18 protein-coding genes are annotated in these 19,437 nt (G+C 73.1%); 12 read left to right on the top strand and 6 right to left on the bottom strand.

Going from position 1 to position 19,437, the window contains the following annotated elements:
* The first annotated feature begins 136 nt into the window (after nucleotides 1–136).
* The 3 genes from ACIQGQ_RS14840 to ACIQGQ_RS14830 all read left to right on the top strand — a co-directional run bounded on the left by ACIQGQ_RS14840 (nucleotide 137) and on the right by ACIQGQ_RS14830 (nucleotide 4,762).
* On the top strand, nucleotides 137–760 hold the full coding sequence (locus ACIQGQ_RS14840; protein WP_402395226.1) for a GntR family transcriptional regulator: 624 nt from the start codon (nucleotides 137–139) through the stop codon (nucleotides 758–760).
* A 282-nt stretch (nucleotides 761–1,042) separates the two neighbouring features.
* Nucleotides 1,043–3,712 carry a pyruvate dehydrogenase (acetyl-transferring), homodimeric type gene (gene aceE, locus ACIQGQ_RS14835; RefSeq protein WP_402395223.1) on the top strand — a complete coding sequence of 890 codons (2,670 nt, stop codon included), beginning with the start codon at nucleotides 1,043–1,045 and terminating at the stop codon, nucleotides 3,710–3,712.
* 42 nt (nucleotides 3,713–3,754) lie between these two features.
* Complete coding sequence (locus ACIQGQ_RS14830) at nucleotides 3,755–4,762, top strand: helix-turn-helix transcriptional regulator (protein WP_402395220.1); 1,008 nt, start codon at nucleotides 3,755–3,757, stop codon at nucleotides 4,760–4,762.
* Between the two features lie 198 nt (nucleotides 4,763–4,960).
* Here ACIQGQ_RS14830 and ACIQGQ_RS14825 read toward each other — a convergent pair whose 3' ends face one another.
* The gene (locus ACIQGQ_RS14825) at nucleotides 4,961–5,359 is read right to left on the bottom strand and encodes a GNAT family N-acetyltransferase (RefSeq protein ID WP_402395217.1); all 399 of its coding nucleotides are present in this window, start codon (nucleotides 5,357–5,359) and stop codon (nucleotides 4,961–4,963) included.
* 146 nt (nucleotides 5,360–5,505) lie between these two features.
* On the opposite strand from ACIQGQ_RS14825, the gene ACIQGQ_RS14820 reads away from it, so the two are divergent.
* Nucleotides 5,506–6,024: a DUF4240 domain-containing protein gene (locus ACIQGQ_RS14820; protein ID WP_402396019.1), complete on the top strand. Its 519-nt coding sequence runs from the start codon at nucleotides 5,506–5,508 to the stop codon at nucleotides 6,022–6,024.
* A 13-nt stretch (nucleotides 6,025–6,037) separates the two neighbouring features.
* Here the strand turns inward: ACIQGQ_RS14820 and ACIQGQ_RS14815 are convergent, their stop codons facing one another.
* The gene (locus tag ACIQGQ_RS14815; RefSeq protein ID WP_402395214.1) at nucleotides 6,038–6,808 is read right to left on the bottom strand and encodes an SDR family NAD(P)-dependent oxidoreductase; all 771 of its coding nucleotides are present in this window, start codon (nucleotides 6,806–6,808) and stop codon (nucleotides 6,038–6,040) included.
* Nucleotides 6,809–6,962: 154 nt separating this feature from the next.
* Here ACIQGQ_RS14815 and ACIQGQ_RS14810 point away from each other — a divergent pair, with 154 nt between their 5' ends.
* Entirely contained in the window at nucleotides 6,963–7,598 is a 636-nt protein-coding gene (locus ACIQGQ_RS14810; protein ID WP_402395212.1) for a TetR/AcrR family transcriptional regulator, read from the top strand.
* Between the two features lie 23 nt (nucleotides 7,599–7,621).
* On the opposite strand, the gene ACIQGQ_RS14805 is transcribed toward ACIQGQ_RS14810, so the two are convergent.
* Entirely contained in the window at nucleotides 7,622–8,140 is a 519-nt protein-coding gene (locus ACIQGQ_RS14805; protein ID WP_402395209.1) for a GNAT family N-acetyltransferase, read from the bottom strand.
* A 125-nt stretch (nucleotides 8,141–8,265) separates the two neighbouring features.
* Between ACIQGQ_RS14805 and ACIQGQ_RS14800 the strand changes: the two genes are divergently transcribed.
* Both ACIQGQ_RS14800 and ACIQGQ_RS14795 read left to right on the top strand, forming a co-directional pair.
* Entirely contained in the window at nucleotides 8,266–9,165 is a 900-nt protein-coding gene (locus tag ACIQGQ_RS14800; RefSeq protein WP_402395206.1) for a TIGR01777 family oxidoreductase, read from the top strand.
* 240 nt (nucleotides 9,166–9,405) lie between these two features.
* Nucleotides 9,406–10,707, top strand: coding sequence for an NAD(P)/FAD-dependent oxidoreductase (locus ACIQGQ_RS14795; protein WP_402395203.1), 1,302 nt, complete (start codon nucleotides 9,406–9,408; stop codon nucleotides 10,705–10,707).
* A 110-nt stretch (nucleotides 10,708–10,817) separates the two neighbouring features.
* On the opposite strand, the gene ACIQGQ_RS14790 is transcribed toward ACIQGQ_RS14795, so the two are convergent.
* Nucleotides 10,818–12,470 carry a regulator gene (locus ACIQGQ_RS14790; protein ID WP_402395200.1) on the bottom strand — a complete coding sequence of 551 codons (1,653 nt, stop codon included), beginning with the start codon at nucleotides 12,468–12,470 and terminating at the stop codon, nucleotides 10,818–10,820.
* Between the two features lie 262 nt (nucleotides 12,471–12,732).
* Here ACIQGQ_RS14790 and lipB point away from each other — a divergent pair, with 262 nt between their 5' ends.
* From lipB to ACIQGQ_RS14770, 4 genes are all read left to right on the top strand, one after another.
* The gene (gene lipB / locus ACIQGQ_RS14785; protein ID WP_402395197.1) at nucleotides 12,733–13,581 is read left to right on the top strand and encodes a lipoyl(octanoyl) transferase LipB; all 849 of its coding nucleotides are present in this window, start codon (nucleotides 12,733–12,735) and stop codon (nucleotides 13,579–13,581) included.
* Nucleotides 13,582–13,725: 144 nt separating this feature from the next.
* The gene (gene lipA / locus ACIQGQ_RS14780) at nucleotides 13,726–14,691 is read left to right on the top strand and encodes a lipoyl synthase (protein ID WP_402395194.1); all 966 of its coding nucleotides are present in this window, start codon (nucleotides 13,726–13,728) and stop codon (nucleotides 14,689–14,691) included.
* A 278-nt stretch (nucleotides 14,692–14,969) separates the two neighbouring features.
* The gene (locus ACIQGQ_RS14775) at nucleotides 14,970–15,179 is read left to right on the top strand and encodes a hypothetical protein (protein ID WP_352280404.1); all 210 of its coding nucleotides are present in this window, start codon (nucleotides 14,970–14,972) and stop codon (nucleotides 15,177–15,179) included.
* Nucleotides 15,180–15,198: 19 nt separating this feature from the next.
* A complete protein-coding gene (locus ACIQGQ_RS14770; protein WP_352280405.1) occupies nucleotides 15,199–15,906 on the top strand; it encodes a DUF4191 domain-containing protein in 708 nt (235 codons plus the stop codon).
* 81 nt (nucleotides 15,907–15,987) lie between these two features.
* Here ACIQGQ_RS14770 and ACIQGQ_RS14765 read toward each other — a convergent pair whose 3' ends face one another.
* A complete protein-coding gene (locus ACIQGQ_RS14765) occupies nucleotides 15,988–16,455 on the bottom strand; it encodes an RDD family protein (RefSeq protein ID WP_402395190.1) in 468 nt (155 codons plus the stop codon).
* A gap of 244 nt (nucleotides 16,456–16,699) precedes the next feature.
* Between ACIQGQ_RS14765 and glnA the strand changes: the two genes are divergently transcribed.
* Nucleotides 16,700–18,109 carry a type I glutamate--ammonia ligase gene (gene glnA / locus ACIQGQ_RS14760; RefSeq protein ID WP_366297981.1) on the top strand — a complete coding sequence of 470 codons (1,410 nt, stop codon included), beginning with the start codon at nucleotides 16,700–16,702 and terminating at the stop codon, nucleotides 18,107–18,109.
* Here glnA and ACIQGQ_RS14755 read toward each other — a convergent pair.
* Complete coding sequence (locus ACIQGQ_RS14755; RefSeq protein WP_402395188.1) at nucleotides 18,106–19,416, bottom strand: MFS transporter; 1,311 nt, start codon at nucleotides 19,414–19,416, stop codon at nucleotides 18,106–18,108. The two genes, glnA and ACIQGQ_RS14755, sit on opposite strands and share 4 nt — an antisense overlap.
* Between the last annotated feature and the right edge of the window lie 21 nt (nucleotides 19,417–19,437).

Below are 19,437 nucleotides of genomic sequence, written 5' to 3'. Positions count from 1 at the left end.
CCCTCGTCCGGAGCACTTCCGGGCGGGGGCGCCGCCGTATTGTCTAGGACACGCCCTAGGAAACGCCCCAGACACCGCCGGTCGCCCCGGCCGCCGTGATGACGCGGAAGCACCGGTTCGCCCCGAAGGAGCCCTCATGACCCCGCCCGTCGTCCACTCGCTGCGCGAACAGATCCGCGAGCACATCGTGGAGGGGATCGTCAGCGGGCGCTGGAAGCCCGGCGAGCGGATCGTGGAGCGCCGCATCGCCACCGAGCTGGAGGTCAGCCAGACGCCGGTGCGCGAGGCGCTGCGGGAGCTGGAGACGCTCCGGCTGATCGAGTCGGCCCCCAACAAGGGCGTCCGGGTCCGCAACCTCACCGCCGCCGACCTGGAGGAGAGCTACCCGGTGCGGGCCGGTCTGGAGCAGATCGCGGCGGAGCTGGCGGCCCCGTCCCTCGGTGAGGACTGCTCGCGACTCACCCCGCACGTGACGGCGCTCTACGAGGCGGACCGGCTGGCCGACGGCGAGGCGCAGGTCCGGCACACCGTGGCCTTCCACCGCGAGATGGTGCGGGCGGCGGGCAACGCGGTCCTGCTGCACACCTGGGAGGGGCTGGGCATCGAGGTGTTCACGGCCCTGTCGATCCGCTGGCTCGGCACGGTGCAGAAGTCGTACGCGGAGGAGCACGAGGCGCTCATCGATGCGTTCCTGCGCAAGGACCCGGACATCGGCGTGCTGGCGAAGGCGCACGTCCTCGGCTGCGCCCCGCGCGCCTGAGGACACCCTTCCCGGACCGGCCCCGAGGGCGTACGCATCTGTCGGGAGGGGTGCTCTTCCGTGCAGATCGGCGCCCTTTTTATACCTATAGATCCCGTCACTCCGTGCCCCGTTTCGCGGCACCGAATGCCAATTTCTTCATATCGAGAAGTTTTGCCCTTCACCCTTTGATCGATCATCGATCGGCGCCTTACAGTTCATCTCGCGGGCTCACCGCCCGATCGCCCTGTCCTGCCAGTCAGGGCCTTCTCCACCCCCCTCCCACTCCGGAAGGCGGCGATCATGACCGACCCCGTAGGAAAGCTTCCGAGCGAGCTCGATCAGCTCCCGGACCGTGACCCCGAGGAGACCGCCGAATGGGCGGCCTCCCTGGATGCCGTCACCAGGGCCGCCGGCCCGCACCGCGCCGCGTACCTGATGCGCCGCTCGCTGGAGCACGCCGAGGGCGCCGGTCTCGCGCTGCCCAAGCTGCTGGAGACCGACTACGTCAACTCCATCCCGACCGCCGCCGAGCCCGAGTTCGACGGCGACCTGGAGATGGAATCCCGGATCACCGCCTGGAACCGCTGGAACGCGGCCGCGATGGTCACCCGCGGCTCCCGCTTCGGCGTCGGCGGCCACATCGCCACCTTCGCCTCGGCGGCCTGGCTGTACGAGACGGGCTTCAACCACTTCTTCCGGGGCAAGGAGGGGGACGGCTCCGGTGACCAGCTCTACATCCAGGGCCACGCCTCCCCCGGCATCTACGCCCGCGCCTTCCTCGACGGCCGCCTGAGCGAGCAGCAGCTCGACAACTTCCGCCAGGAGGCGGGCGGCGACGGTCTGCCGTCCTACCCGCACCCGCGGCGGCTGCCCTGGCTGTGGGAGTTCCCCACCGTGTCGATGGGCCTCGGCCCGCTCTCCGCGATCTACCAGGCGCGCTTCAACCGCTACCTGGCCAACCGCGGCATCAAGGACACGTCGAACTCGCACGTCTGGGCCTTCCTGGGCGACGGCGAGATGGACGAGCCCGAGTCGACCGCCGCCCTGGCCCTCGCGGCCCGTGAGCAGCTCGACAACCTGACCTTCGTCATCAACTGCAACCTGCAGCGCCTCGACGGCCCGGTCCGCGCCAACTTCCGCGTGGTCCAGGAGCTGGAGGGGGCCTTCCGCGGCGCCGGCTGGAACGTCGTCAAGACGCTCTGGGGCACCGCCTGGGACGAGCTGTTCCAGCTCGACACCACCGGTGCGCTGGTCCGCCGGCTCCGGGAGGTCCCGGACGCGCAGTTCCAGACGTACGCCACCCGCGACGTCGCGTACATCCGCGAGCACTTCTTCGGTGCCGAGCCCGCCCTCGCCGAGCTGGCGAAGCTGCTCACCGACGCGAAGATCGGCGAGTGCTTCTACACCTCGCGCGGCGGCCACGAGGCCCGCAAGGTGTACGCGGCCTACCGGGCCGCCCTGGCGCACAAGGGCGCACCGACCGTGATCCTCGCGCAGACCGTGAAGGGCTTCACGCTCGGCAAGGGCTTCGAGTCCAAGAACGCCAACCACCAGATGAAGAAGCTCTCGGTGGACGAGTTCAAGGACATGCGCGAGCTGCTCGGCCTGCCGATCCCGGACAGCGCGTTCGCCGACGGCCTGGTGCCCTACGGCCACCCGGGCACCGACTCCCCCGAGGTTCGCTACCTCCAGGAGCGCCGCGCCGCCCTCGGCGGCCCCGCCCCGGCCCGCCGCGTCCACGCGGTGGCGCTGCCGGAGCCGGAGGAGCGCGCGTTCGCCGCCCTGAAGAAGGGGTCCGGCAAGCAGGAGATGGCCACCACCATGGCCTTCGTCCGCCTGGTCAAGGACCTGATGCGGGACAAGCAGACCGGGAAGCGCTGGGTGCCGATCGTCCCCGACGAGGCGCGCACCTTCGGCATGGAGTCGCTGTTCCCCTCGGCCGGCATCTACTCGCCGCTGGGCCAGACGTACGAGCCGGTCGACCGCGACCAGCTGATGTACTACAAGGAGGCCAAGGACGGCCAGATCCTCAACGAGGGGATCACCGAGGCCGGGGCCATGGCCGACTTCATCGCCGCCTCGACGTCGTACGCGACGCACGGCGAGACGATGATCCCGTTCTACATCTTCTACTCGATGTTCGGCTGGCAGCGGACCGGCGACCAGATGTGGCAGCTCGCCGACCAGCTCGGCAAGGGCTTCATCGTCGGCGCCACGGCGGGCCGTACGACGCTGACCGGTGAGGGTCTCCAGCACGCGGACGGCCACTCGCACCTGATCGCGGCCACCAACCCGGCCTCGCTCAACTACGACCCGGCGTTCGCGTACGAGATCGCGGTGATCGTCAAGGACGGTCTGCGCCGGATGTACGGCCCCGAGGCCGAGAACGTCTTCTACTACCTGACGGTCTACAACGAGCCGAAGCCGCAGCCCGCGATGCCGGAAGGCGTCGAGGAGGGCATCGTCAAGGGCCTGTACCGCTTCAAGGAGGGCGTGCCCGCCTCGGCGGACGCGCCGCGGGTCCAGCTGCTGGCCTCCGGTACGGCGATCCACTGGGCGCTGGAGGCGCAGGAGCTGCTGGCCGCGGACTGGGGGGTCACGGCCGACGTCTGGTCCGCCACCTCCTGGGGCGAGCTGCGCCGCGAGGCGCTGGAGTGCGACGAAGCGCTGCTCCGCGGTGAGCAGCGGGTGCCGTACGTGACGCAGGCGCTGGAGGGCGCCCCGGGTCCGGTCGTGGCGGTGAGCGACTGGATGCGCCAGGTCCCGGACCAGATCAGCCAGTGGGTGGAGCAGGACTGGTCCTCGCTCGGCACGGACGGCTTCGGCCTCTCCGACACCCGGGACGCGGCCCGCCGCCACTTCGGCGTCGACGCCCGTTCGATCGCGGTCGCGGCCCTGGCCCAGCTGGCCCGCCGCGGCGAGGTCACCGCGACCTCGGTCAAGGAGGCCCGGGAGCGGTACGGCCTCTGAGGCACCGGGGACGGGCGGCGCGCATGCGGACACAATGGCCGCATGCGCGCTGCCCGTCTCATCAGAATGGTGCTGCTCCTGCAGTCCCGCCCGGCCATGACCGCCGCGGAGCTCGCCCGGGAGCTGGAGGTGTCGGAGCGGACCGTGACCCGGGACGCGCAGGCCCTCTCGGCGGCGGGCGTCCCGGTCTACGCGGACCGGGGCCGGGCCGGCGGCTACCGGCTGGTCGGCGGCTACCGGACCGGGCTGACCGGTCTCGCCCGTGACGAGGCCGAGGCGCTCTTCCTGTCCGGGCTGCCGTCCGCGCTGCGCGAGATGGGGCTGGCGGACGCCGCGTCGGCCGCCCGGCTCAAGGTGTCGGCGGCCCTGATGCCCTCGCTGCGGGACGCGCCGGACCGCGCCGTGCGCCGTTTCCACCTGGACGCGCCGGGCTGGTACCAGGAGCCGGCCACCCCCGAGCAGCTGCCGGCCCTGGCCGGGGCGGTGTGGGGCGACCGGACGGTGCGGGCCCGCTATCTCCGCAACGGCGCGGACACCCCGGTCGAGCGGGAGCTGGACCCGTACGGGCTCGTGCTGAAGGCGGGGGTCTGGTACGTGTGCGCCCGGGTGGCGGAGGACTTCCGGGTGTACCGGGTCGACCGGTTCTCGGACGTGGTGGTGGCCGAGGAGCGGTTCGAGCGGGACGAGCGGTTCGACCTGGCGGGCTTCTGGGCGGAGCGGGCCGCGCAGTTCGCCCGGTCGCTGCTGCGGGCGGAGGTGACGGTGCGGCTGTCGCCCGCGGGAGTGGGCCGGCTGCCGTACGTACTGGACCGCTCGGCGGTCCGGGCGGCGCTGGAGGCGGCCGGTCCGCCGGACGCCGAGGGGTGGCTGACCGTCACCGTGCCGGTCGAGTCGGAGGAGATCGCGTACGGCCAACTCCTGGGCCTGGGGCCGGAGTCGGAGGTGCTGGAGCCGACCGCCCTGCGGGAGCGGTTCGCGGCGGCGGCCGCGGCGCTGCACGGGCTGTACGCCCCGGGGCCGACGGACGACCACGGAGCGGACACGCCCTGAGGGCTGTCCCGTCGTCCCCGGCGGGCGCACGGCGACGGCCGCTCCCCCGGGCCCCCGGCCGCGCTCGAACGGGGGAGGCCCCGCTCCTCGCGCGTTGCCGGAGCGTCCGGACACGCCCGGTGTCCGGATGCCCCTCCGCCCCGCGACGCACCGCGTCCGACGCCGTGCGCCCCTCCACCGGGGACGACGGGACGGCCCTCAGCCCAGGGCGATGAGCCCCGCGTCCGTCGGCCGGAAGCCGCACGCGCCGAGGTAGAAGGGACGCAGGTGCTCCTCGAAGTCGACATGGAGCCATGCGCAGTCCGCCGCACGGACGCCCCGCGCCGCGGTCGTCACGAGTCCGGTCCCGACACCGGTGCGGTGCGTGTCCCGGGCGACCATCGTGTCGAGGAGGAAGGCGTGGGCGCCGCCGTCCCAGGCGATGTTGACGAACCCCACGAGCCTGCCGTCTTCCCGGGCGCAGACCCAGCCGAGGCTGTGACGGTGCACCCGTGCCCACCAGTCGACGGACGTGACGGCATGGCCGAACGCCTCCGCGTGGAGCGCGTTGAGCGCGGCGTCCTCGAAGTCGCCGCGCCACTCGTACGTGATCGTCATGGGCCGGATCGTAGATCACGGGGTGTTCGGCCCGGCCCGCTTCTTCGGGGCCCGTGCTCCTTCCGACGGAAGGGGGAGTCCCGTTCGCCCTCGCCGCCCGGTGTCCGCGTGCGCCGCCCGCCGCCAGGGCCGATGCTTGACCCGTGATGGACGAGACGGAGTTCTGGGAGATCGTCGACAGCGCGCGCACGGCCGCCGAGGGCGACCCGGAGGACCAGGCCGAGCTGCTCGTCGAGCGGCTGGTGCGGCTCGACCCCGACGCGGTGCTGGACTTCGCCCGGCACTTCGAGGCCCGTTTCCACCGCGCCTACCGCTGGGACCTGTGGGGCGCCGCCACGGTGCTGCTGGGCGGCGCGGACGAGGGCGCCTTCGACTTCTTCCGGTGCTGGCTGATCGGCCAGGGCCGGGAGGTCTTCGAGGGCGCCCTGCACGAGCCGGACGCGCTGGCCGATCTCCTCGACGACTTCGACGAGGAGATCGACGGGGACGGCGAGGAGCTGGGCTACGCCGCCGACGAGGCGTACGAGCAGCTCACCGGCGTGGTCGCGCCGGACCTCGGGCTGCCGCCCCAGCCGGCCGGGCCCGGGGGCGACCCGGTGGGCTTCGACGACGAGTCGCTGGCGAAGCGCTTCCCCGGGCTCTGGGCGCGGTTCGGGGCCGGCTGAGGGGCCCCGCGGCTCAGAAGTGGGTGCCGCCGTCTATGCGGATCTCCGTACCGGTGATGAACGCACCGTCCCGGGAGCCGAGCATCGCGACGACACCGGCGACGGTGTCCGGGCTGGCGAAGCCGGTGCCGAGCGCCGGGGAGAGCTTCATGAAGAGCGACATGTCGGCGTCGGCGGGCAGTCCCGGGCCGTGGCCGCTGGTCATGTCGGAGGAGATCGAGCCGGGCGCGACGGCGACGAACCGCACCCCCTGCTTGCTGTACTCGCTCGCCAGCGCGTGCGTCATCGACTGGATGCCGCCCTTGCTCGCCGCATAGGCGGACATGTACGGGTGGGCGAAGGCCGCGGAGGTGGAGGAGAAGTTCACCACGGCCGGCTCGTTGCCCTCGATCAGCGCCGGTATCGCCTCGCGGATCATCAGGAAGGTGCCCGTGAGGTTGACCGCGATGATCTTGTTGAAGAACTCCAGCGTGGTCTTGTGGGTGTGCTCGGAGCGCAGGATCCCGGCGGCGTTGACCAGGACGTCGAGCCCGCCGAGGGTCTCCACGGCGGAGGCCACGCCGGCCCGTACCGCGGCCTCGTCCGCGATGTCCAGGACCAGGGTGGTGAGGCGGTCCGCGGCGCCGTTCGCCGCGGCGGTCGCCCGGGTCTCCTCCAGGCCGGCCTCGTTGACGTCGGCGGCGACGACCCGGCCGCCCTCGGCGAGGACGCGGTGGACGGTGGCCCGGCCGATGCCGGAGCCGCCTCCGGTGATGAGGACGCGGCGGCCTTCGTAGCGGTTCATGTCTGTCCCTCCGATACCGGTGACTGGCGTCCCGGAGCGTGTCGACGGCGCCCCCATGGCGTCCCGATCGATGTCCACCGTACGCCTGCATGGCACGATTTGCCATCACGGCATCATGCGCATGCCCGGGACCCCCGGGGGTAATGTCCTGGGAATGAGCACCGAGCCGACGCAGCCGTCCCTCACCGAGCGCCGCAAGGCCGCGACCCAGCTGGAGATCGCCCGCGCCGCGGCCGCGCTCTTCGCCGAGCGGGGCCCCGACGGCACCACGGCGGAGGACATCGCGCAGCGGGCGGGCGTGGCGCTGCGCACCTTCTACCGGTACTTCCGCTCCAAGCAGGACGCGGTGGGCCCGCTGCTCTCCGGGGGCGCCGAGCGCTGGCGCTCGCTGCTGGCGGCGGCCGAGCCGGGGGACGCGTTCGCCGAGGTGCTGGAGCGGGCGGTCACCGAGGCGTTCCGGATGCCCGGCGGGGACGCCGACGAGCAGCTGGGCTGGACGCGCGGGCTGCTGCGGGCGGCCGAGCGGGACCCGGCGCTGCGCGCGGTCTGGTACCGGGTCAATCAGGATTCGGAGGAGCGGCTGCTGCCGGTGCTGGCCCGGCTGGCGGGCGAGGGGGCGGACCCGCTGGAGGTCCGGCTGGCCGCGGCCGCCGCCACGGGCGCGGTCCGGGTCGCGCTGGAGTCCTGGGCGGCGACGGACGCGCCGACGGACGGGCCCGGCTCACCGGCCGAGCTGGCCGTCCGCTGCCTGCACGAACTCATGGGCGGCATGCGGCTGTTCAGGGGCTGAGGCGGCCGCCGCGCCCCGGCCGGTCACGGGGCGAGCGAACGGCCCATCAGGATGTCGTCGACGTACCGCCCGTCCAGGAAGAACTCGCCGGGCAGCACGCCCTCGACGGTGAACCCCTCGGACGCGTACAGGGCGCGGGCGGGCGTGTTGTGCCCAAGGACCCGCAGGGTGATCCGGTTGGCCCCGTCGTCCCGCGCCGTCGCGCAGGCGGCGCGCAGCAGGGCCCGGGCGACGCCCCGGCCGCGCGCCCGGTCGGCGACGGCGAGGCCCTGTATCTGCCGGACGTGGGAGTTGCAGGCCAGCGGGGTCGGCGGGACCAGCCTCACGTATCCGGCCGGGCGCGGGTCGTCCGCGACCTCGGCCACCAGGAAGTCACCGGGCACGTGGCGCTCGTCGAAGAAGGGCGCGTAGGGCGGCTGGGGGCGGGGCATGACGGCGTGCAGGGTGGACCAGGTGGCGCGGTCGAGCTCGCCGAGCGCGGCCTCGTCGGAGAGGGCAGCGGGGCGGACCCGGCAGGCGGGGTGCAGTTGGATCTCGGGCATGCCCGCCACTGTGTCAGAGCCGGCCGGAACGGTCAGTTCCTTTCTTCGCGCGGTACGCCGGTGACACACGGCGCGTCCGTACGCCACGGGTGGGCCCGGCACGGCCGTTGGGGCAGGATGGGGCCATGGTGCACTCCCGTATCGCTGTGACCGGAGCGTCAGGACTCGTCGGAGCGGCGCTGGTGCGTTCGCTGCGGGCCGACGGGCTGGAGGTGGTCCGCCTGGTCCGCCGCCCGGCCCGGGCCGGCGACGAGGCGGAGTGGGACCCCCGGCGCGGCTACGTCGACGCGGCGGGCCTGGTCGGCTGCGACGCCGTCGTCCACCTCGCCGGGGCCGGGGTCGGCGACCACCGCTGGTCCGAGGAGTACAAGCGGGAGATCCGGGACAGCCGGGTGCTGGGCACGGCCGCGATCGCCGAGGCCGTCGCCTCCCTGGACCCGGCGCCGAAGGTGCTGGTCTCCGGTTCGGCGATCGGCTACTACGGCGACACCGGGGACCTCGCCGTCGACGAGAGCGCCCCGGCCGGGAAGGGCTTCCTGCCGTCCGTCTGCCTGGAGTGGGAGGCCGCCACGGCCGCCGCCCAGGAGGCGGGGGTGCGGACGGTGCACGCCCGCACCGGGCTGGTCGTCGCCCGCGAGGGCGGGGCCTGGGGCCGGCTCTTCCCGCTGTTCCGGGCGGGGCTCGGCGGCCGGCTGGGCAACGGGCGGCAGTACTGGAGCTTCATCGCGCTGCACGACGAGGTCGCGGCGCTGCGCCACCTCCTGGAGACGGAGTCGCTGTCCGGGCCGGTGAACCTGACCGCCCCCGCCCCGGTCACCAACCGCGAGGTGACGGCCGCGATGGGGCGGGTGCTGCACCGCCCCACGCTCCTCACCGCCCCGGCCCCGGCCCTGCGGCTCGCCCTCGGGGAGTTCGCCGAGGACGTGCTGGGCAGTCAGCGGGTGGTGCCGCACCGGCTGCTGGAGTCGGGCTTCGCCTTCGCCTTCCCCGGCATCGACGGAGCGATCCGCGCCGCCCTGCGCTGAGCGCCCCGGCGGATGCGCCGCCCCCGCCACCGAATCGGACAGACATGCGACCCCGTGCAACGGTGCCCCGGGTGCGCGCGACTGCGTCCGCACCCGCCGCGCTCCTAACCTCCCGGTAGTGCCGTCGGCCGCCCGTCCTCCGGGCGGCGGCCCGGAGGCACGGCCTGGCGAACCCGGTCGTTCCGGGAGGCCCGTCGGGGTCGCGGTCCCCCACGGCCGCGCCGACTCGGGGAGGGGCACATGCTCAGCACGGCACACCACGCGGACGTCGTCATCATCGGGGCCGGGATCGCCGGCCTGTCCGCCGCCCACCGATTGACCAGCGCGGGGCTGAGCGTCAGCGTCCTGGAGGCCGCCCCCCGGATCGGCGGACGGATGAGCACCGCCGAGGTGGACGGCTTCCGGCTCGACCACATCGGCCCGCTCCTCACCACCACCTGCCCGCAGCTGCGCGTGACGCCCGGCCTCGAAGGGCTGGTGCTGCGCACCTTCGCCCCGGGGGTGCTGGTGCACAGCGAGGGCCGCCAGTACCGCACCGGCGATGTACGGGGCGCCCGGGGCGCACTCAAGGCGGCGCGCGCCCTCGCGAGCGCCCCCCGGCCGCCGATGGGCGGGCCGATCGACCAGGCCCGGGTGGCCGCCGCGCTGACCCGGCTCGCCGCCACCCCGGCGGCCCGCATCCTGGCCCGCCCCGAGCAGACGGCGCTGGCCGCCCTGTCCCACCGCGGCCTGCCCGCCCGTACCGTCAACGGCTTCCTGCGCCCGCTGCTCGCCGCGCTGCTCGCCGATCCCGGGCTCACCACCTCCAGCCGGTGCGCCGACCTCGTCCTGCGCGACTACGCGCGCGGTCGGCTCTGCGTGCCCGAGGGCGGTTCGGCGACGCTGCCCGAGCTCCTCGCGGCCGCGCTGCCGCCGGGCACCGTGCGTACCGGGGTCCATGTCACGGCCGCCGACATCACCTCGGTCCGCACCGAGGAGCACGGCGAACTGGGCTGCCGTTCCCTGCTGGTGGCCACCGGCGCCGGGGCCGCCGCCGAGCTGCTGCCCGGCCTCCGGGCGCCGTCCTTCCACCCCGTGACGGTCCTTCACCACACCGCCCCCGCTCCCCCGCCGACCGGCACCGCCCTGCTGCTGGACGCCGACGGCTCCGGCCCGGTGGCGCACACCGCGGTGATGAGCGCCGTCGACCCCACGCGCGCCCCGCGCGGCCGCACGCTGATCAGCTCCACAGTGCTCGGCACCCCGCCGCCCGGTCTGGAACGCGCGGTCCGCACCCATCTCGCCGCGCTGTACGGGGTCCGCACCGACGACTGGGAGCTGCTGGCCGTCCACCACGACCCGGAGGCGGTCCCCGCGATGCCCGCCCCGCACGACCTCCGCCGCCCGGTGCGGCTGCTGGCCGGTCTCTATGTGTGCGGCGACCACCGGGACACCAGCACCGTCCGGGGCGCGCTGTACTCGGGGCGCCGCGCGGCCGACGCCGTCCTCGCCGACCTGGGCGTACGGCCGGCCGGCCACACGCCGCTGCCCGAGGCGGCCTGACCGGGGGAACACCAAGCTCGCGGCTCCGGCCCGGTGAGGTCTGTGGACCCGGCCCGGAGCCGCGCTCGAACAGCCAGGGGGCGCACCGGCGTGCGCCCCCTGTGCCGTGCTCAGCCCAGCGCGGCGACCCGGTCGCGGTAGCCGCGTACGGCGGCGGCGTCCCGGTAGGGTTCCAGCCGCCGCTCGAAGTCCTGTACGTACTCCGTGGCCCGCACCGACCGCATCTCCGCAGCCTGCTGGGCGGCCTCCACGCCGAGCGCGCACGCCTGGTCGAGCTCGCCGAGCCCGAGCCGGGCGGAGGCCAGCACCACCTGGCAGAACAGCCGGCTGCGGGCGTACGCCGGGGAACGCAGCTGGAGCGAGCGCTCCGCGTACTGCGCCGCGGCCCGGTACTGCTGGAGGTCGCGGTGGCAGTGGCCGAACTCGTCGGCGAGCTGGGCCTCGTCGAAGTGGCGCGCCCAGTGCGGCACCTCGTCCCCGGGCCGGGCGATGTCCAGCGCCCGCTCGGCCCGCGCCAGCGAGGTGGTGCAGGCCCGGGTCTCGCCGAGCACCCCGTGGCCGCGCGCCTCGACGGCGTGCAGCAGGGCCTGGACGACGGGCGGAGCGGAGGAGCCGATGCCCTGCTGGGCGACCCGGGCCAGCTGCACGGCCTCCCGGCCGTGGCCCAGGTAGACCGCCTGCCGGCTCATCGTGGTCAGCACATAGCTGCCGTAGGCGCGGTCACCGGCGGCCTGGGCGAGCCGCAGCGCCTGGACGAAGTACCGCTGGGCCAGGCCGTGGGCGGCGATGTCGTACGAGGTCCAGCCGGCCAGCCGGGTCAGGTCGGCGGCGGCCGCGAAGAGCCTGCGCCCGGTCGCCTCGCCGTAGGTGCCCCGGAGCATCGGTTCCGCCTCGTGCTCCAGGTAACGGACGAGCGCCTGGCGGGCGTGGCCGCCGCCGTAGGCGTGGTCGAGGGTGCGGAAGAGCTCGCCGACCGAGCGCAGGGCGGCCACGTCGCCGCCGCTGACCCGCTGGCCGGAGTCCCGCCCGGTACGCCGCTGGCGGGGCAGGCCGAACGCCTCGGGCAGCCCGGGGACGGGAACGGGGCCCTGCGGGGACAGGGGGCCGCCCGGCGGCCCGGGGGCTCCGGCGGGACGGGCGGCCGCCGGGGCCCGGGTGCCGGGCGCCGCACCGGGCGCGCCGTACACACCGTGCGCCCCCGGCACCGGGCGCGCCCCGCCGGGACGGGGGGAACCACCCGCCCCACCGTCCCCCGCCGCCCCGTGCGCCCCTCCCGTCGCGCCGTGCGCCCGGGGCGCGGGCCCTCCGCCCCGGCCCACCGACTCGTCGGCCCGGCCGATCAGCCAGTCCCGGCTGGGGACGACGAGCCCGGCCGGGGTGAAGGCGATCTTGCGCAGCTCGGCCTGGCTGCCGGAGTCCTTCCGCCACAGCCCGCTCACGATGTCGACCGCCTCCGTGGGCGTGGCCGCGAACTCCAGACCGGCGTAGACCGGGGCGCACGCGTCCAGGCCGAGGTCCTGCGCGGAGAGCCGGCGCCCGAGCCGCCGGGTGAAGACCTCGGCGATCAGCGCGGGGGTGGTGCCGCGCGGCTGCTGGCCGCGGAGCCAGCGGGTCACGGAGGTCTTGTCGTACCGGAGGTCGAGGCCGTGTTCGAGGCCGAGTTGGTCGACTCTGCGGGCCAGACCGGCGTTGGAGAAACCTGCCTCGGTGATGAGCGCGGCCAGCCGGCGGTTGGGGGTGCGCTGCGGAGGTCGTTCCGACATCAGCTGTACGGTCTCCTGCCTTCCGGGCCGGGCGGGCAGCCCTTGGGGAACGGCGCGAATTTAGCGGCCTCCGCCCCGGTCACAGCCGCCTTCGCTTCACTTTCATCCGATCGTGTGAGGATTGGGGGCGGTGCTGACGGGAAGACCTGCCGGACCACCGCCCGCGGACCGGTCGTACAGTGGCCAAAGGCGTGAATCAGTGCATGGTGACGCGGCTCCGGGCACCCCGCCGCCCGCGCACTACAAGAGGAAGGCATCTGTCGTGGCTGAGCTTCGGTTCGTCCGGCTGGGATTCGGTGAGGAAGCCGTCGACTACCAGGAGGCCTGGCAGAAGCAGCGCGAGGTGCACGCGGCCAGGTTCGAGGACACCGTCCCGGACACCTGCCTGCTGGTGGAGCACCCGCCCGTCTACACGGCCGGCCGGCGTACGGCCGACAGCGAACGCCCCCTCGACGGCACCCCCGTCATCGACGTGGACCGCGGCGGCAAGATCACCTGGCACGGCCCCGGTCAGCTGGTGGGCTACCCGATCCAGAAGCTGCCCCGCCCGGTGGACGTCGTCGCGCACGTCCGCCGCCTGGAGGAGGCGCTGATCCGGACCGCCGCCGAGTTCGGCGTGGAGACCACCCGGGTCGAGGGCCGCAGCGGGGTCTGGGTGCTGGGCGACCCGGTCGAGGAGCGCCCGGCGATCGGCGAGCTCTCCCTCGACTTCGACCCCCGGCTCCAGGACGAGGAGTTCGACGCCCGGCTGAACGGCCCCGAGTACGCCCCGTCCAACGCCGGGCAGCGCCGCGAGGACCGCAAGCTGGCGGCGATCGGCATCCGCGTCGCCAAGGGGGTGACGATGCACGGCTTCTCGTTCAACGTGAACCCGGACAACACCTGGTTCGACCGGATCGTGCCGTGCGGCATCCGGGACGCGGGCGTCACCTCGCTGGCGTACGAGCTCGGCCGCGACATCACGATCGCCGAGGTGCTCCCGGTCGTCGAGAAGCACCTGCGGGACATCCTGGAGAACGCCGCACCGGCACCGCGCGTCGTCGAGCGTCCGGCCTCCGGGCCGGCGGACGCTCCGGACGGCGCCCCGACCGATGCCGTGGCCACGGCGTGACGGCCGGATCACGCGGCCGGGAATAGGCCCCGCCTGCCACAGGTTGGCCGGACGTAAAGCCGTGCGAACCACGGGCGTACCCTGGTGTTCGCCGAAGAATCCAAAGAAGCATCCAACGCAGTGAAAGCAAAGGGGAGTGCCGGAGTGTCCGCTGTCGCACCCGACGGGCGCAAGATGCTGCGCCTGGAGGTCCGGAACAGCCAGACCCCCATCGAGCGCAAGCCCGAGTGGATCAAGACCCGGGCGAAGATGGGCCCCGAGTACAACCAGCTGCAGAAGCTCGTGAAGAGCGAGGGCCTGCACACGGTGTGCCAGGAGGCCGGCTGCCCCAACATCTTCGAATGCTGGGAGGACCGCGAGGCCACCTTCCTCATCGGGGGCGACCAGTGCACCCGGCGCTGCGACTTCTGCCAGATCGACACGGGCAAGCCGCAGGCGCTGGACCGGGACGAGCCCCGCCGGGTCGGCGAGTCCGTCGTCACGATGGACCTGAACTACGCCACCATCACCGGCGTCGCCCGCGACGACCTGGAGGACGGCGGTGCCTGGCTGTACGCGGAGACCGTGCGCCAGATCCACGCGCTGACCGCGGAGCGGGAGGCCGGCCGCACCAAGGTCGAGCTGCTGATCCCCGACTTCAACGCGGTGCCCGAGCAGCTCGCCGAGGTCTTCTCCGCCCGCCCCGAGGTGCTCGCGCACAACGTGGAGACGGTGCCGCGAATCTTCAAGCGGATCCGCCCCGGCTTCCGCTACGAGCGCTCCCTGGAGGTCATCACCCGGGCCCGTGAGGCCGGTCTGGTGACCAAGTCCAACCTGATCCTCGGCATGGGCGAGACCCGCGAGGAGGTCAGCGAGGCGCTCCAGGACCTGTACGACGCGGGCTGCGAGCTGATCACGATCACGCAGTACCTGCGCCCCTCGGTGCGCCACCACCCGGTGGAGCGCTGGGTGAAGCCGCAGGAGTTCGTGGAGCTGAAGGAGGAGGCCGACGAGATCGGCTACTCCGGTGTGATGTCCGGGCCGCTGGTCCGTTCCTCGTACCGCGCGGGCCGTCTCTTCCAGCAGGCGATGGACCGTCGCGGCGCCGCCGCCGCGACGCCCGCCGTGTGAGTCCCGGCACAGCGAACCACTGACCGGTCATGGCCGACGCGAAGCGGTCCGTACGCTCCCCCGCAGGTCGGGGGCGGGTACGGACCGCTTCGGCGTGCGCGCCCGCCGGATCGGGGTTTTCATTGGTGTTTGACCGTCCGGTCACCCGCTGGTAACACCGGGCAGTGACGCTGGGTGCACACGCCGCGCGGTACGGGCCCGGACGGTCCGGGCCGCCGGGTCCGCGCGAGCCACCCGCCCGCCCATTCGCGCACATCCGCTCCGAGGAGATCTCCACGATGCAGGCCGTGCCGGTACGTGCCGCCGCCCTCCCGTCCGTCACCGCGGCCCTCCGCGCCGTCGAGTCGCTCGTCCTGGCCGGCGGCCAGCGCACGGCCCGCCGCAACGCCTGGTCCGCCGTCCAGGAGGACCGGCGCCGGGCCAAGGACCGGGTCGAGGCCGAGTCCGTGCTGTCCGTACTGGAGGCCGCGGCCGACCGCCGTTCCTGAGCCACGTAAACTTCTTTACATGGCGAGGAAGGCAAAGACTGAAGGCGCGGACAGCGCCGAGAACGCGGGGCGGCTCAAGCAGATCGCCCTGACCTACAAGATGGCCAGGCGGACCGACCCGAAGATCGGTCTTGTCGTCGCGGGCGTGGGAATCGTCACCTTCGGCGTCCTCCTCGGGATCGGTTTCGCGATCGACCACCCGGTCTACCTGGGCATCCTGGGCTTCGTACTGGCCCTCCTCGCGATGGCGATCGTCTTCGGACGGCGTGCCGAGCGTGCGGCCTTCGGGCAGATGGAGGGGCAGCCGGGCGCCGCCGCGGCGGTGCTGGACCGGGTGGGCCGGGGCTGGACGACAACCCCCGCGGTCGCGATGAACCGCAGCCAGGACGTGGTGCACCGCTCCGTGAGCAAGGCCGGCATCGTGCTGGTCGCCGAGGGCAACCCGAACCGGGTGAAGCCGCTGCTCGCGTCCGAGAAGAAGAAGATGGCGCGCATCCTGGTCGACGTACCGGTGCACGACATCATCGTCGGCAACGGTGAGGGCCAGGTCCCGCTCAAGAAGCTGCGCACCAAGATGCTGAAGCTGCCGCGCGTCCTCACCGGTCCGCAGGTGACGGCCGCCAACGACCGGCTGCGCGCGATGGGCGACCTGATGAGCAACATGCCACTCCCGAAGGGCCCCATGCCCAAGGGGATGCGGATGCCGAAGGGCGGAAAGACCCGCTGAGACGCGTACGCGCCTCTTCGCCGTTCACGGGATGTTCCCGGCTCCGGACGCGTGCTTCCTGACGCCGGACCTGTACGTCCTCTAGCTCCGGACCTGCACGGAGCGGGACAGCCGGTCGTGCAGGCCGCGGCCGTCGCGGTCCCAGACCAGGGCCGGGATCACCAGGCAGACCAGCACGCTCCGGACGACCGCGCGTCCGAACGTCAGCCGGTCGCGGTTCTCGGCGACGACCCGGATGCCCAGGACGCGCTTGCCCGGGGTGCAGCCGATGGTGCCGACGGTGAGCACACTCAGCACGAAGAAGATGCCCAGCGCCCAGTTTCCGGCCGCCTGCTGGTCACCGCGAGCGAACAGCCCGTATGCGATCAGCAGGCAGAGCGCCCAGTCGATGAAGATCGCGCCGAACCGGCGGCCGAGGGGGGCCATGGCCCCCGGGCCGTGCTCGGGCAGACCGAGCCGCTTGCCCCGGTAGCCGAAGTCGGCCCCCATCTCCTCGGCGGCCGCGCGCGGGCCCGAGAGCCACGATCCGATTGCTTGCCTATTGTCCACCCGGACACGGTACTGCGCCCGCCCCTCCGCCCGGCCCGGCGGGTGCCGCTACCGGGCCCGCCGCCGGGGTGCGTAGCGGCTCGCGAGGCGCCGGTCACACCCGCCCCGGTTAACTTCTGCGAAACAAATGGGTCATGCTTGAGAAATCCGGCCTGCCTATGGTCAGGTCCAGCGTGTGCAGGCGCACTGGCCGCACCACGAGCCGCAACCCCGTCCCGCCCGGGCCGGGAGTAGGAGGAGTTGGATGTTCCAGAACGCCGAGGACGCGAAGAAGTACATCGCCGACAACGACGTCAAGTTCATCGATGTCCGGTTCTGCGACCTGCCCGGTGTGATGCAGCACGTCACGGTTCCGGCTCCGACCTTCGACCCGACCGAGGAGCTGGCCTTCGACGGCTCGTCGATCCGCGGCTTCCAGGCCATCCACGAGTCCGACATGTCGCTGCGCGCCGACCTGTCGACCGCCCGGCTCGACCCCTTCCGCCGGGACAAGACCCTCAACATCAACTTCTTCATCCACGACCCGATCACCGGCGAGCAGTACAGCCGTGACCCGCGCAACGTGGCGAAGAAGGCCGAGGCGTACCTCACCTCCACCGGCATCGCCGACACCGCGTACTTCGGCCCCGAGGCCGAGTTCTACGTCTTCGACAACGTCCGCTTCCAGACGTCGGCGAACGAGAGCTTCTACCACATCGACTCCGAGGCGGGCGCCTGGAACACCGGTGCGGTCGAGAACAACCGCGGCTACAAGGTCCGCTACAAGGGCGGCTACTTCCCGGTCCCGCCGGTCGACCACTTCGCCGACCTGCGCGCCGAGATGTCCCTGGAGCTGGAGCGCAGCGGCCTCCAGATCGAGCGCCAGCACCACGAGGTCGGCACCGCCGGCCAGGCCGAGATCAACTACAAGTTCAACACGCTGCTCGCCGCGGCCGACGACCTGATGCTCTTCAAGTACATCGTGAAGAACGTCGCCTGGCGCAACGGCAAGACCGCGACCTTCATGCCGAAGCCGATCTTCGGCGACAACGGCTCGGGCATGCACGTCCACCAGTCCCTGTGGACCGGCGGCACCCCGCTCTTCTACGACGAGCAGGGCTACGCGGGCCTCTCGGACACCGCCCGCTACTACATCGGCGGCATCCTCCAGCACGCCCCGTCGCTGCTGGCCTTCACCAACCCGACGGTGAACTCCTACCACCGCCTGGTCCCGGGCTTCGAGGCCCCGGTCAACATGGTGTACTCGCAGCGCAACCGCTCGGCCGCGATGCGCATCCCGATCACCGGCTCGAACCCGAAGGCCAAGCGCGTCGAGTTCCGCGCGCCGGACCCGTCGTCCAACCCGTACCTGGCCTTCTCGGCGCTGCTGATGGCCGGCCTGGACGGCATCAAGAACAAGATCGAGCCGGCCGAGCCGATCGACAAGGACCTCTACGAGCTGGCTCCCGAGGAGCACGCCAACGTCCAGCAGGTCCCGACCTCCCTCCCGGCCGTCCTGGACGCGCTGGAGGCGGACAACGAGTACCTCCAGGCCGGCGGTGTCTTCACCTCCGACCTGATCGAGACCTGGATCGACTACAAGCGCACCAACGAGATCGCCCCGATCCAGCTCCGCCCGCACCCGCACGAGTTCGAGCTGTACTTCGACCTCTAGGCCGTACCCTTCCGGGCCGAGGGCCGCTGTCCCGCAGTCGGGGCGGCGGCCCTCGGCGTGTGCGGGCCGGCGGGCCCGGGGAGCTCGCGCATCGTCCGGAGCGGTGACAGGAGGTGCGGGAGGGCGCTCAGCGTCATGCCGGCCGTGCCGATCCACAGGGTGGTCGCCGCGCCGAACGCGGTGCCCGCGAGTCCGCTCAGGAGGCCGCCGACCGGGATGGTGCCCCAGGACACGAAGCGGGTCGTCGCGCTCATCCGGCCGAGGAGCCGGTCCGGGGTCACGGTCTGCTGGAGGCTGGACTGGGCGACAACGCGGACGACCCCGCCGAGCGAGAGGGTCGCGAGACCCGCCGCGGCCGCGCAGAGGCTCCAGCCGGGTCGTGCCATCGGCATGAGGGCGGTGAGCGGGCAGGTGACCAGTACCGCGAGCCAGATGGTCGGGCCCTGGCCGATCCGCCGCGCGACCGTGGTCGCCGTCAGGGCTCCGAGCAGGGCGCCGCAGCCCATCCCGGACAGGACGAGGCCGATGCCGAAGGGGCCGAGGCCCGCCTCCCGTTGCAGGAAGATCAGCAGCATGGGCTGGTAGACGGCCAGGAAGAGGTTGAACCACGCGTCCCCGAGGGTGATCGCGCGCAGGACGGGGTTGCGGACGACGAAGGCGAGACCGTCCTTGATCTCGCGCCACAGCCGGGGGTTCCCGCTCGGCTCCGGTGCCGGTTCGCTTCTGCGGATGGCGAGGGCGAGCAGACCGGACAGCGCCATTCCGGCCGCGCTCGCCAGGAGGGTGGCGGGGGCTCCGACCAGGCCGACCAGTGGCCCGGCCGCCGACGGCCCGCCGATGCCGGTCACCGAGCGCACCGCCGAAAGCTTCGCGTTCCCCTCGACGAGGTTCTCCCGCCCCACCAGGTGGGGGAGGTAGCTGACGTACGCGACGTCGAAGAAGACGGTCAGTACGCCGTGGAGCAGGGCGACCAGGTAGAGCCACTCGACGGTGAGCGTCCCGGCCCACCACGCGGCCGGCACGGTCAGGAGGACCAGGGCGCGTGTCAGATCGGTGCCGATCAGGACCGGCCGCTTGCGCATCCGGTCCACCCAGGCGCCCGCCGGCAGGCCGACCAGGAGCGAGCCCGCCGTGGTCGTCGCGGCGAGCAGACCGACCTCGAACGCGTCGGAGTCCAGGGCGGCGACAGCCACCAGGGGCAGCGTCAGGAAGACGATGCGGTCGCCCATCTGTCCCAGTGCGGTCGCGGCGAACAGCCGTCTGAAGTCCCGGTCCGCCAGGAGCCCGGGGCGTGGGATTCCCGGCATGCTTCGTTTCCCTTCCTCGCG

This window comes from Streptomyces sp. NPDC092952 (assembly GCF_044754785.1).
Taxonomy (GTDB): Bacteria; Actinomycetota; Actinomycetes; order Streptomycetales; family Streptomycetaceae; genus Streptomyces.
This window is presented reverse-complemented; position numbering and strand designations above follow the sequence as displayed.